The following is a 12,456-nucleotide window of genomic DNA, read 5'->3' as shown; positions in this document are numbered from 1 at the left end:
CCGTCCGAAAAGCAAAACAGGGTACCATCCTCTTAAGGATGGTACCCTGTCTGAGTTTTAAGCCTTAACCGCAGCTTTTTGAGAGAGCTTATAAAGCGGGAGAAGTGTTTTGAATGTATCTTGTACGGTGCTGATAAATTCGTCACCGCTCATCTTTACTGCGTCATCGCGGTCAATCCTGATGCCGCAGAGTAATTCAGCTTTTTTAACGGTTTGAAGACGCTTGAACAGGTTTTGAAGATCCGTATTGCTCAACTCTTTCTGAACAAGGGTTTGAGGTTTCGTATGATCACCTGACCAGACAAAGTGATCAGGAATATTCTTTTTCAATTTGCTCCAGTTTTTTTCAATCGCTTCACCGTATTCTTCTTTTACCGGCGCTTCGTATATGACAGCAAACCAGGCAAAAGCATGTGTCTCCCAAAGTCCGATCTGGAAGTGCGGCAGCATTTTGTAGCCGCGTTTGCTGCCTGCAAATGCCACCCACGTATCATTCGGCGGGTTAACCGACCGGCGGGCATGCTTTGCAACATGAGGGAACATCTCTTCTCCCGTCATGGCCGACAGCTCATCCGCGAACACTTCCCCGAGCACTTCAAGCTTTGGTCTGACAACTGAAATGAGCGCCTCCATCCGCTGATCAAGTCCATCTATTTTAAAAACATCAAAATCTTCATTTGTAAAACCTTTAAATTCCATATGATTGCCTCCCGTTTGCAGGTAATGAAATCAGTTTAGCACAGGTGTGCGCATATTCGAAAGGAACTTGCACGTTTCGACACTCCTTCAATGTGGTATTTAAAAAATAATAGGTAAATACACAATTTTCACTTCCAAGTTGCATCCTATTTCCATATCTCATATCATATATAAAAATATCAGAAAATTAAGTCAATCGATTAAAAGTCACCGGTTAACAATTATAGACAATTTTTGAAAGGGGCGGTAGAAAGATGAAACAAATCGTCAGAACGACAGGACAAAAGGAATCAGATCATCGCATAGGGGTGCTAAAGCTCGAACTGGACTATGAATTGGCCACCCTTTACGACGCCATGACCGATAATGATGAAACGAAGAAGAATGAATGCAAACGCAAGCTTGAGAGACTCAGAAAAGAATGGCTCAGACTTCAGGCATAGCAGCCGCAAACAAAAGCGAACCTCAGCACAGGGTTCGTTTTTATCTGAGCAGACATATCCTCCCCGCAGAGCGCTTGCGTTTCTTAAATTCATTGCGTTATTCTTACTATATAGAAGTCGTTCACAGCCTTTAACCCTGCAATTAGGTTACCTACATAGAAAGAAGGTTTATACATGGAAAATTGGAGTAAGATTGAAGAGGATGCTAAAACGTGGATTTATGAGGCAGGAGAAAAAATCAGGCAGTCTTTTCAGAAGGTCCTTTCTGTTCAGGCCAAATCAAATCCCGATGATCTCGTTACGAATATGGACAAAGAAACAGAACAATATTTAATTTCTAAAATCAACCATACATATCCCGAACATAAAATTCTTGGAGAAGAAGGTTTCGGGGACAAGCCTGAGTCGATGGACGGCGTTATCTGGATTGTTGATCCGATCGACGGAACGATGAACTTTGTTCACCAGCAGCGCAATTTTGCCATTTCCATCGGAATTTATGAGAACGGCGTCGGACAGGTCGGCCTGATCTATGATGTGGTGCACAATGAGCTTTACCATGCGGTTAAAGGAAAAGGCGCCTATATGAATGATACGGAGCTTCCTAAGCTTAAAGATGTGCCGCTGAATGAAGCCGTCATAGCCCTGAACGCTACCTGGGTCATGGAGAATAAACGATTTGACCATAATAAGCTTGTTCCTGTTGCAAAAGCGGTCAGAGGGACAAGGTCATATGGTTCAGCAACGATTGAATGCGCATATGTAGCAGCGGGAAGGCTTGACGCCTACATCACTTTGAGGCTTGCCCCGTGGGATTTTGCAGCCGGCCTTGTGCTGCTTGAGGAAGTCGGAGCAAAAGCAACCACGCTTGATGGAAAACCAATCAATATGCTTGGACAAAACAGCATTTTCGTAGCGAAAAAAGGGATTCATGAAACGATATTGAATGAGTACCTAATTAAATAATGATTGAGAGCAGACCATACGAGGATGCAGATCTGGATTTTTTCAAGGAGCTCATTTCTTCAAGCCCTGCATGGCAAAAGGAAGAATGCCTCCCGGAACAGGCTTCAGAGTACATGATCTCTCATAAGATGTATAACGGTGAATGGCAGATTTGGAGCTGCAATAACGAAGCAATCGGCATTTCCTTTCATATCAGCTGGTCTCCTTCAAACGAGAAACCATGGATTGGAACGGTACTTGTTAAAGAAGATCAGCGAAACAAAGGGTACGGAAAAGAAATCGTTTCGCACATCTCAGCCAATCTGAAGAAGGCAGGCCATAAAGCCGTTTTTGCCGGCTGTCCGGCTGAAAAGCTTGACTGGCTGAAATTTCTCGCATCGTGCGGCTTCGAGCAGCTGAAGCTTGAACGGGATGCGGATGGTAAAGAGTATATGATTACAGTGAAGCCTGCTTAGCAGGTTTTTTTCATGCGATAAAAAAATACAAAAATAAAGCCCGGACACATATCCAGGCTCCCTAAAGCATTCCTTTATCGCGCATTTTCTTTTTTGTGGCAAAGCCAAATCCCATTGCTCCAGTAAGTGCAAGCAGCGAGAGAACGACTCCGATTATGCTTCTTTGCCCGACAGCGATGCCGACTGCAACCATAGATGCCGCCGCTGTAAAAGCCAAAAGAAAGAAAATCCATTTTCCGGATTTCATCGTTGTTTTCATCCCCTTTAAAGCGGTTTGGACAGAAAATACTGCCCCTTTTATCAGTTTACATAAAATGATTTCTTTTTTCTACAAAAGTTTGTGGTATAATACACTAGGTTATTTTAAATTTTTAGGAGATGAAAATGTGAAACTTCGAAATGATATTCGAAACATTGCGATTATTGCCCACGTAGACCACGGGAAAACGACGCTTGTAGACAAATTGCTTCACCAGGCAGGAACGTTCCGTGCGAACGAACAAGTTGCAGAAAGAGCGATGGATTCAAACGACCTCGAACGCGAGCGCGGAATCACGATCTTGGCAAAAAATACGGCAATTAACTATAAAGATACACGCATTAACATTATGGATACACCAGGACATGCCGACTTTGGCGGAGAAGTAGAGCGAATCATGAAAATGGTTGACGGCGTACTTCTTGTTGTTGACGCTTATGAAGGATGTATGCCCCAAACACGCTTCGTGCTGAAAAAAGCACTTGAGCAAAAGCTGACGCCGATTGTTGTTGTCAATAAAATTGACCGCGACTTTGCACGTCCTGAAGAAGTGGTGGATGAAGTTCTTGACCTGTTCATCGAACTTGATGCAACGGAAGAACAGCTTGAGTTCCCGGTTATCTTTGCATCTGCAATGAACGGAACGGCAAGCACAAGTCCGGACCCTGCTGATCAGGAAGAAAACATGGTTGCATTATTTGATTCTATTGTTGAGAACATTCCTGCACCAGTTGACAACACAGATGAGCCTCTTCAATTCCAGGTAGCTCTTCTTGACTACAATGACTATGTAGGACGTATCGGAATCGGCCGTGTATTCCGCGGAACGATGACTGTCGGCCAGCAGGTTTCATTAATGAAAATCGACGGAAGCATCAAAAACTTCCGTGTAACGAAATTATTCGGATTCCAGGGATTAAAACGCGTTGAAATCGAAAGCGCTAAGGCAGGGGATCTTGTTGCCGTTTCCGGAATGGAAGACATCAACGTAGGGGAAACAGTCTGCCCGGTTGAGCATCAGGAAGCATTGCCTATCCTCCGCATCGATGAGCCTACCCTTCAAATGACGTTTGTTGTCAACAACAGCCCATTTGCAGGCCGCGAAGGAAAATATGTGACGTCACGTAAAATCGAAGAGCGTTTAATGGCGCAGCTTCAGACAGATGTCAGCCTTCGTGTTGAGAACACAGAATCTCCGGATGCGTGGATCGTTTCAGGACGCGGTGAGCTTCACCTTTCTATCCTGATCGAAAACATGCGCCGCGAGGGCTATGAGCTGCAGGTTTCAAAACCTGAAGTTATCGTAAAAGAAATTGACGGAGTACGCTGTGAGCCGGTTGAGCGTGTTCAAATCGATGTTCCTGAAGAGCATACTGGTTCTGTTATGGAATCAATTGGTGCCCGCAAAGGCGAAATGCTTGATATGATCAACAACGGCAACGGTCAAGTCCGTTTGATTTTCAACGTGCCTGCACGCGGATTAATCGGCTACTCTACTGAGTTCATGTCTATTACACGCGGTTTCGGCATCATTAACCACACATTTGACAGCTACCAGCCAATGCAGCCTGGCCAGGTTGGCGGACGCCGTCAGGGTGTACTGATTTCAATGGAAAACGGAAAGTCAACGACTTACGGTATCCAGGGAATTGAAGACCGCGGAATCATCTTCCTTGATGCAGGTACAGACGTGTATGAAGGAATGATCGTAGGAGAGCACAACCGCGAAAACGATCTTGTTGTCAACATCTGCAAAATGAAGCAGCAGACAAACATCCGTTCAGCGAACAAAGATCAAACGAGCACAATGAAAAAACCTCGCATCATGTCACTTGAAGAATCTCTTGAATACTTGAACGAAGATGAGTATTGCGAACTTACGCCTACTTCAATCCGTTTGAGAAAGAAAATTCTTGATAAGAACGAACGCGAAAAGCAGGCAAAAAAGAAAAAGCTTGCAGGATTGCTTTAAGTCTGACTCTGGACGTGCAATGGAGGGGATAGCGGGATGAACGTATACGAAAGTATGTGGCCGGTTGCCTACAGCATTTATACGGCAACTGAACCCGATACACAAACAGGGGCAAATATCTTATATTTGGTCATTCTCGGATTGTCAATTGTCGTATTCAAGCTGGGGTTTGCTAAAAAGCTTCCCCTTCTTCAGACAATTGTCATCTACTTGTTTTTGATGTTCGGCTGTACGGTTCTGACGTTTTTAGGAGCGTTTTTGCCTGTTGCAGAAGGACTTATTGTGGCTGCTCTGATTTTGATTATTTATAAAATCAGACTCCACAGGTCAAAAAAAGCCGAGCAGCAGGATGCCGCAACATGAAGTCGATTCAGGACTCCCTCTACAATTGGCTCTCCATTAAAACAGTGGCAGACGCCCGTCCTGAAGACACGGCAGCAGCAGATACATTCAGCCTTTTTGATCAGCTGCTGAAGGAAAATCATGATATACAGGAAATTTCTGTCCAAAAGGACGAAGTGATGTACCTGGTCGCATATAAGCTGAATGGGGAACTGAAATCATCCAGATTTCCCGTTGAACTGATTGACAGCATGATTGAGCAGATTGAAGCTGAGCCTGAAAAATATAAGAACTATTAAAAAAGACACCTCAACTCCGAGGTGTCTTTTTGTGTATGCATGCCGCAAGAACTGCGGCAAACAGAATATGGCCGGCGATCCACCAGCAGATCGCTTCAATATTAAAAATGCCGGGTGTTTCTTTAACAGCAAGAATGGTAAGAGGGAAATAAAGGAGGGCTGCAGGCAGGGTAAGGAGGAAAGAAGCAGCCCATACTTTTCCGGCAGACAGCCTGAAAGCACGGGTCATCCAGCTGCAGACGATACCGATTGCAACAGCCACCGCCAAATGAAGAATGAATTCAGCCAGTTCAGGGAGAGGCCTCCTGTATATAAAGTCAATATTAAGGAGTAAAACATATACTTTTTCGCCGCTTAATTGTTCGGCAAATTTAAGAAAAAGCCCCAAAAGAATTCCGCTCAGCAGGCCGGCAATGGCCCCTCTCAGTGCCACTACCAGCTGTCCTCTGTTTTTTTATCTCTGTAAAGCTTGAAATTCCCGGTATTTGCGCGTTCAATTGTCCGGTTTTCAATTCTGATTTCACACTCTTTGCACATGTATGTATGGATAGGCCTGTTGCGCAGACGCTTAGCCTGGAGTGTTTCATCATGGATCGTTTCAACTTTGTCGCACAGCACGCATTTTACTCTCATGTGACACCTCATTCTTATTTATTGGAGATAATGAATTGATTAAGCCGCCCGTCCCATTCGTAAGTTCAGCAGGCAGCGGAGATATATCGGCAAAAAGGATGTCCGAATTTGAATGTAGCAAGCATTAGAAAAAAAAGGTATGATAGCATTATACAACGAATATGGAGGGAAGAAAATGGCTAATAAGTCAGAAACCAAATTGATTCAGCCTTTGTTTGACAATCTCCAGAAAGAACGTTTTGCTGTTTTTGCCACAATTGACTTTGAAACAGGCGCTCCGAATGTTTCTGCCGTCTCCTGGGTTTTTGCACCGGATGAGGAGCGGGTGTACCTTGCCGTTGATAACCGCTCGCGGATTGTCAAAAATGTCAAAAAACATCCTGCTGCAGCTCTGACGCTGCTTGCAAACGAGTCTACATATACAATTAACGGAAATGCACATATAAAAGAAGAAAAACTTGAATCTGTCCCTCTGAAGCTTGCCCTGATCGAACTGGTGATCTCTGAAGTAAGAGATGTGATGTTTTACGGTTCGAAAATTTCGGCTGAACCAGCATATGAAAAAACATATGATGAAAAAGCAGCAGCTAAGCTTGACGGCCAGGTTCTTGAAGCCATGAAAAAAGCTTAGTTCAGGATGAACTAAGCTTTTTGTGTTTGTTATGGAATTATTCATGGTTCCAGTGAATATTACGATTAGTTTTCGTCGTCCAGCTCCAGCGCCTAGGTCCTCTGTCAGAACAAGGCGCTTGGTCTTTTGAGTTAGTTTCTGTTTAAGTGGTTCTCTGACTGATCATTCTGTTCGCGGTCAAGCTCTTTTTGCTCTTTTGAGTTGAGCTGATTGTTGTCCTGTTCAGTCGGTCTGTTATGGCGGTTTTGATTGTTAAGAGCATCATTCGGGATTTCGGGCATCACGCGTCCGACAATGGCAGCAAGCTCATCAAGAATGCCTGAAATCGGTTTGCCCTGCTGAATGTCTTTGCCGATTGCTTTTAGACGCACTGTCGTATCAGCATCTGCAATGATAACAGCATTTGCACCGTACGGGTCATGCTGAATGCTTTCTGCTACCGCATATTTAATGGATTCAGCCTTGTTTCTGTCAAGCTCTGAGTTCACATCAATCCCTACAATGGCATATCTTCCGAGAACAACGGCGCTGGCATCATTTACACCAGGCACCCGGCCTGCAAGATCAACGAGGCGGCGTGAAATCTGCTGGCCTGTTTTCTTTTCAACCGGCTCATTGACAGAGTTCCTGACGTTCATCGGCTTTCCATTTTGATCTTCAGAACGGTTTTGTTCTGATCCCTGATTAAAAGAACAGGCTGAAAGCATAAGCACAAGGACCAATGCTGAAAATGTCATACTGCGCATGTAATCACTCCTTTTAGACCATGCTTTTTAATTTTATTGTCCGATAAATCTTCTATCTTTATGCACCATTTCATATATTTTAGCAACGCTTCAATTACAGCTTGATTATTTCAGGACCCCGAGCACGCGCAGCACGCTCTAAAAACCCGTATAAGGTAGGAGGCGGAAGGTTGAGTAAAATCTATGTTTTGGATACGAATGTCTTACTTCAAGATCCGAATTCCATTTTTTCATTTGAAGAGAACGAAGTAGTCATTCCAGCAGTTGTTCTAGAAGAGGTCGATTCAAAAAAAAGGTATATGGATGAAATAGGACGAAATGCAAGACATGTTTCCAAACTCATTGATAGCCTAAGGCTCATCGGAAAGCTGCATGAAAAAATACCGCTGCCGGGCGGAGGCTTTTTAAGAATTGAACTGAATCACCGCTCGTTTCACGAGCTGCAGGAGATTTTTATTGAAAAAACAAATGATAACCGGATCCTTGCGGTGGCGAAAAATCTGTCAATTGAAGAAGAGACAACCGAAAACGGCAGACCTGTCATATTGGTAAGCAAAGATACGCTGGTCAGAGTTAAGGCTGATGCAATCGGGCTCATTGCAGAAGATTTTCTGAGCGACAGAGTGGTTGAGATTGACCGGATCTACACGGGCTATCTTGATTTGTATATAAGCGGGGATGATCTAAACAGGTTTTACGAAAAAAATGAGCTGATTCTGGCAGAGGTGACAAATCATCCATTTTATCCGAATCAGTTTGTCATTATGAAAAATGCTCTCGGCGGTTCATCATCTGCTATTGGAATTGTGGACAAAACCGGGAAAAAGGTAAAACGTCTGGTCTTTGATCATGATCATATTTGGGGGATAAAACCGAGGAACGTACAGCAGACAATGGCGATGGAGCTGCTTCTGAGAAACGATATGCCTCTTGTGACGCTGATCGGGAAAGCGGGAACAGGCAAAACGCTGCTTGCTTTGGCCGCTGGACTTATGCAGACAGAGGACCTGGGATCATTTAAAAAACTGCTTGTCGCAAGGCCGATTGTGCCGGTCGGAAAAGATATCGGCTATTTGCCGGGGGAAAAGCAGGAGAAGCTCAGACCGTGGATGCAGCCGATTTATGATAACCTCGAATATTTATTTAATGCCAAAAAGCCGGGGGAACTGGATGCCATTCTTGCCGGAATGGGTTCAATTGAAGTAGAAGCCCTCACATATATAAGAGGAAGAAGTATTCCTGAACAGTTCATTATCATTGATGAAGCTCAGAATTTAACCAAGCATGAAGTGAAAACAATCCTTACGAGGGTAGGGGAAAAGAGCAAAATTGTCCTCATGGGGGATCCCGAGCAGATTGATCATCCTTACTTGGACGAATACAACAACGGGTTAACCTATGTTGTGGAGAAATTTAAAGACCAGCAGATTGCAGGGCATGTCAGACTTGTCAAAGGTGAGCGCTCTGGCCTCGCGCAGCTGGCAGCTGATTTGTTATAAAAAACACGAAAAGCCGCTGATCTCAGCGGCTTTCTTATGGGAAAGCAGAGAATGCTTTCTATTCAACAATTATTTTTATTATTTTTTTAACAGGATTGTCTTTATTGCTTCCGTCACCATAGTAAAGAGTCGCAGGACCATCTTCAGTTAGGGGTTTCCCGTTTCTGCTGAAGCCGATTACGGCGTTTGAGGCTTCTTCCAGAGTCAGTTCAATTTCTCCTTCGCCAGTGAAAAAAATGACTTTTCTTGCATCAGCTTTCGGCTCGGCATTTTGGAGAAACGGGAAAAATGGAATTCCGAACGTTCCGTTGAGCAGCGCTTCTTTTTTTGAAACTTTTCTTTCTTCCGGCAGCCGCGCACCTTCTTTTATTTCCTGATCCCAGTGTTTTGAAACAGCTTTAGTGTATTCCTCAAGCTCGTCAAGGGAGTCTCTGCTTTCTTCGAAATAAGTGTTCAGATCCACTTTGCGGTCATCAAAAATCCAGACCCCCGGGTCGAGTGTAATTGAATAGGCTACATTTCCTGTAAGAGTAATGATGGATTCCATTGCTGCACGTCCTTCCTTTAGTAAGCTCTTTGTAAAGTATAAGCGCTTTCCTGTATTTTGTCATGCCGCTCATGCTGATTCTTTTAATTGGGCAAACTACGTTTCATAATGATGAACAGATGAGGTGAACGGAAATGCCGTGCAAGACGAATGAAGAGCTTGCTGAACTGGTGGAAGAAGCGAAAAAGGTGACGTCAGAAGGAAAAGTAGCGGATTATATACCTGAGCTTGGAAAAGCAGAAGCGGATGATTTGTCAGTTGCCATTTACCATGTGGGAAATTCCTGTATGTCTGCCGGGGATATTGAAAAGACGTTCACTCTGCAGAGTATATCAAAAGTACTGACTCTTGCACTTGTTTTAATGGATCACGGGGAGCCGTACGTTTTCAGCAAAGTTGGAATGGAACCGACCGGAGATCCGTTTAATTCCATCGTCAAACTCGAAACACACGAAAAACAGCGCCCTCTGAATCCGATGATCAATGCCGGTGCGCTTGCGGTCACAAATATGATTAAAGGCTCGACAATGGAAGAAAAACTGCTGAGGTATATTGATTTTATACGGAAGCTTACGTTTAACAAGAAAATAAACATCTGCAAAAATGTGGCCGCGTCTGAATTTGAAACCGCCTGGCTGAACAGGTCGCTCTGTTATTTCATGAAAAAAGACGGGATCATTGAAGGGGACGTTGAAGATCTGATTGATTTATACTCCAATCAGTGCGCTATTGAGATGCACAGTTTGGACCTGGCAAAGATAGGGGCTGTTTTTGCGCTCGACGGCAAGCACCCCGAAACTGAACAGCAGGTGATTCCAAAGGATATTTCCAGAATCTGCAAAACCTTTATGGTAACGTGCGGAATGTATAATGCTTCGGGCGAATTTGCAATAAAAGTAGGCATTCCGGCAAAGAGCGGGGTCTCAGGCGGAATTATGGGGATCGTCCCCTATCAGTTTGGAATCGGCATCTTTGGGCCGTCTCTTGATGAAAAGGGGAACAGTATTGCAGGAATAAAACTCCTCAATCTTTTGTCAGAAAAATATGAATTGAGCATCTTTTAGCAAAAGAGGGCCGGCGTGCGGGAAACACCCTGTTTTTTCTTGATTTTTTCACGCTTACCCTATAATATTAATAGATAGATTAAGGTAATCGCTCGGGAACGGAGGGGTTCAATTGGCGTCTGAGATTGCAATTGATCATCGAGAAAAAGCACTTGCTCTTTTAAAAGCGGATGCTGATAAAATTACGAAGCTGATTCAAGTCCAAATGGACAATTTGACGATGCCTCAATGTCCTCTTTACGAAGAGGTTTTAGATACACAAATGTTTGGACTTTCAAGAGAGATTGACTTTGCTGTCAGGCTTGATCTCATCGAAGAAAGAGAAGGCAAAGCGATCCTCGACACACTTGAGAGAGAAATGTCTGCACTTCATGAAGCTTTTACGAAAAAATAAGCTTCGCGTTAAAGCTTACTGAATGAAAATGAAAACTCAAACTGCCTGAAAAATGCAGTTTGAGTTTTTTTATAAGGTAAATCAATCCCGGAGCTTTAGACCTACATACTTTTTTAACTTGTTTCCGCCTGTTTAGCGCGTTACCATAAGTCGTGCCCCTGAAAGCAAGATTTCAGAAGGAATTCCGTCTGCCAATCTCGAACAATAAAAGGAAAAGAACTTCATCATGAAAACAGCAACTTGTAACGATAGGAAGCGATAAAATGATAAAAAAAATCTTAAAATCATATGACTACTCACTTATCCTTGCGGTTCTTCTTCTGTGCGGATTCGGACTTGTCATGGTATACAGTTCCAGCATGATTTCAGCGGTTGCAAGGTGGGATTATGCGAGCGACCATTTCTTTATCAGACAGGCAATCTTCGTTGCCGCGGGGTTTGTTGTTCTGCTTTTGGCCATGTTTTTCCCATACAGAGCTTATCTGCAGCCGGTTTTTCTAAGAAGCGTCGTCCTGATATCCATCGGCATGCTGCTCGCGATCTTTGTGTTCGGATCGGTAGCAGGGGGAGCCAGAAGCTGGTTTTCCGTTCTGGGTTTTAAGCTTCAGCCTGCTGAATTTGTAAAGCTGAGTGTGATCCTGTATCTCGCTGCAGTTTATGAAAAAAAACAGGCTTATATCGATCATTTTGGAAGAGGGGTTCTGCCTCCGATCATCTTTACAGGGTTTATCTGTGTCCTGATCATTCTGCAGCCGGATATCGGTTCTGCTTCCATTATTGCCATGATTGCCGTATCAATGGTACTGTGCTCGGGTCTAGGCATGAAGAATATTGTAAAACTGCTGATTCTCGGTCTTGCAATGGCTGTTCTGATCAGTCCGCTTGTTCTTATTATGTGGGACGATATCTTTACAACGGAGCGTGTAAGCAGATTCACAGGCTTTATGGATCCATTTGCTGATGCAGGAGATTCAGGTTTCCACCTCATCAATTCCTATTATGCCATCAGCTCAGGCGGGCTTACGGGCCTTGGCCTTGGTGAAAGTATTCAAAAGTACGGGTATCTGCCTGAATCGCATACAGATTTTATTCTTGCGATTATATCAGAAGAGCTTGGCATTTTTGGCGTGTTATTTGTCCTTGTTCTCCTGGCCTTTATTGTGCTGAAAGGATTTCATATTGCACGCAGCTGCGATGATGCATTCGGCACACTACTTGCCATTGGCATTTCCAGCATGATCGGAATTCAGACAGCCATAAATGTCGGCGGCCTGACCGGACTTCTTCCAATAACAGGGGTTACGCTTCCGTTTATCAGCTACGGGGGATCGTCGATGATCCTGCTGATGCTTTCAATGGGGCTGCTAATAAACATTTCAATGTTTGTTAAATACCGCTCTGTTTATCAGAAGGATGAAGTGAAAAAAACAGCTGAACTGAAAGGCAACGCGGTTCCCTTTCAGCAAAATTAAAGTGATATACTAATTTCTAATGTGTTATACTATTA

At 43.8% G+C, this 12,456-nt stretch carries 17 protein-coding genes; 11 read left to right on the top strand and 6 right to left on the bottom strand.

Translation table 11 applies throughout. The annotated features are described in order from the left end of the window. Nucleotides 1–57: 57 nt before the first annotated feature. Nucleotides 58–699 carry a DUF1054 domain-containing protein gene (locus MHB63_00155; GenBank protein ID MEK3804997.1) on the bottom strand — a complete coding sequence of 214 codons (642 nt, stop codon included), beginning with the start codon at nt 697–699 and terminating at the stop codon, nt 58–60. Nucleotides 700–953: 254 nt separating this feature from the next. Between MHB63_00155 and MHB63_00150 the strand changes: the two genes are divergently transcribed. The 3 genes from MHB63_00150 (at nt 954) to MHB63_00140 (ending at nt 2,563) form a co-directional block, all read left to right on the top strand. Further along, nucleotides 954–1,142 carry a hypothetical protein gene (locus tag MHB63_00150; protein MEK3804996.1) on the top strand — a complete coding sequence of 63 codons (189 nt, stop codon included), beginning with the start codon at nt 954–956 and terminating at the stop codon, nt 1,140–1,142. A gap of 174 nt (nt 1,143–1,316) precedes the next feature. Next, on the top strand, nt 1,317–2,108 hold the full coding sequence (locus MHB63_00145; protein ID MEK3804995.1) for an inositol monophosphatase family protein: 792 nt from the start codon (nt 1,317–1,319) through the stop codon (nt 2,106–2,108). Beyond that, nucleotides 2,108–2,563: a GNAT family N-acetyltransferase gene (locus MHB63_00140; protein ID MEK3804994.1), complete on the top strand. Its 456-nt coding sequence runs from the start codon at nt 2,108–2,110 to the stop codon at nt 2,561–2,563. The genes MHB63_00145 and MHB63_00140 overlap by 1 nt, the downstream gene beginning before the upstream one ends. A gap of 61 nt (nt 2,564–2,624) precedes the next feature. Here MHB63_00140 and MHB63_00135 read toward each other — a convergent pair whose 3' ends face one another. After that, nucleotides 2,625–2,822 (bottom strand): YlaF family protein, encoded by a 198-nt coding sequence (locus MHB63_00135; GenBank protein MEK3804993.1) that lies wholly within the window; start codon nt 2,820–2,822, stop codon nt 2,625–2,627. Between the two features lie 127 nt (nt 2,823–2,949). Between MHB63_00135 and typA the strand changes: the two genes are divergently transcribed. Genes typA through MHB63_00120 form a run of 3 tightly spaced genes read left to right on the top strand, consistent with a single transcriptional unit; the run spans nt 2,950 to nt 5,435 of the window. Further along, entirely contained in the window at nt 2,950–4,794 is a 1,845-nt protein-coding gene (typA, locus tag MHB63_00130) for a translational GTPase TypA (protein ID MEK3804992.1), read from the top strand. Nucleotides 4,795–4,830: 36 nt separating this feature from the next. Beyond that, on the top strand, nt 4,831–5,157 hold the full coding sequence (locus tag MHB63_00125; protein MEK3804991.1) for a YlaH-like family protein: 327 nt from the start codon (nt 4,831–4,833) through the stop codon (nt 5,155–5,157). Then, complete coding sequence (locus tag MHB63_00120) at nt 5,154–5,435, top strand: hypothetical protein (protein ID MEK3804990.1); 282 nt, start codon at nt 5,154–5,156, stop codon at nt 5,433–5,435. The genes MHB63_00125 and MHB63_00120 overlap by 4 nt, the downstream gene beginning before the upstream one ends. Nucleotides 5,436–5,445: 10 nt before the next feature. Here MHB63_00120 and MHB63_00115 read toward each other — a convergent pair whose 3' ends face one another. Then, on the bottom strand, nt 5,446–5,868 hold the full coding sequence (locus MHB63_00115) for a hypothetical protein (protein MEK3804989.1): 423 nt from the start codon (nt 5,866–5,868) through the stop codon (nt 5,446–5,448). Next, entirely contained in the window at nt 5,868–6,068 is a 201-nt protein-coding gene (locus MHB63_00110) for a YlaI family protein (protein ID MEK3804988.1), read from the bottom strand. Before MHB63_00110 ends, MHB63_00115 begins: the two co-directional genes overlap by 1 nt. 175 nt (nt 6,069–6,243) lie before the next feature. Between MHB63_00110 and MHB63_00105 the strand changes: the two genes are divergently transcribed. Then, the gene (locus tag MHB63_00105) at nt 6,244–6,699 is read left to right on the top strand and encodes a pyridoxamine 5'-phosphate oxidase family protein (GenBank protein ID MEK3804987.1); all 456 of its coding nucleotides are present in this window, start codon (nt 6,244–6,246) and stop codon (nt 6,697–6,699) included. Nucleotides 6,700–6,830: 131 nt separating this feature from the next. Here MHB63_00105 and MHB63_00100 read toward each other — a convergent pair whose 3' ends face one another. Continuing rightward, nucleotides 6,831–7,445: a YhcN/YlaJ family sporulation lipoprotein gene (locus MHB63_00100; protein MEK3804986.1), complete on the bottom strand. Its 615-nt coding sequence runs from the start codon at nt 7,443–7,445 to the stop codon at nt 6,831–6,833. Between the two features lie 170 nt (nt 7,446–7,615). Between MHB63_00100 and MHB63_00095 the strand changes: the two genes are divergently transcribed. After that, nucleotides 7,616–8,944: a PhoH family protein gene (locus tag MHB63_00095; protein MEK3804985.1), complete on the top strand. Its 1,329-nt coding sequence runs from the start codon at nt 7,616–7,618 to the stop codon at nt 8,942–8,944. Nucleotides 8,945–9,002: 58 nt separating this feature from the next. On the opposite strand, the gene MHB63_00090 is transcribed toward MHB63_00095, so the two are convergent. Then, nucleotides 9,003–9,491, bottom strand: a complete 489-nt coding sequence (locus MHB63_00090; protein MEK3804984.1) for a peptidyl-prolyl cis-trans isomerase — start codon at nt 9,489–9,491, stop codon at nt 9,003–9,005. A 134-nt stretch (nt 9,492–9,625) separates the two neighbouring features. Between MHB63_00090 and glsA the strand changes: the two genes are divergently transcribed. From glsA to MHB63_00075, 3 genes are all read left to right on the top strand, one after another. Next, the gene (gene glsA, locus MHB63_00085; protein ID MEK3804983.1) at nt 9,626–10,555 is read left to right on the top strand and encodes a glutaminase A; all 930 of its coding nucleotides are present in this window, start codon (nt 9,626–9,628) and stop codon (nt 10,553–10,555) included. Nucleotides 10,556–10,667: 112 nt separating this feature from the next. Further along, nucleotides 10,668–10,949, top strand: a complete 282-nt coding sequence (locus MHB63_00080) for a YlaN family protein (protein ID MEK3804982.1) — start codon at nt 10,668–10,670, stop codon at nt 10,947–10,949. Between the two features lie 263 nt (nt 10,950–11,212). Next, complete coding sequence (locus tag MHB63_00075; GenBank protein ID MEK3804981.1) at nt 11,213–12,421, top strand: FtsW/RodA/SpoVE family cell cycle protein; 1,209 nt, start codon at nt 11,213–11,215, stop codon at nt 12,419–12,421. The last annotated feature ends 35 nt before the right edge of the window (nt 12,422–12,456 follow it).

The organism is Bacillus sp. FSL H8-0547 (genome assembly GCA_038002745.1).
Taxonomy (GTDB): domain Bacteria; phylum Bacillota; class Bacilli; order Bacillales; family Bacillaceae; genus Bacillus_P.
This window is presented reverse-complemented; position numbering and strand designations above follow the sequence as displayed.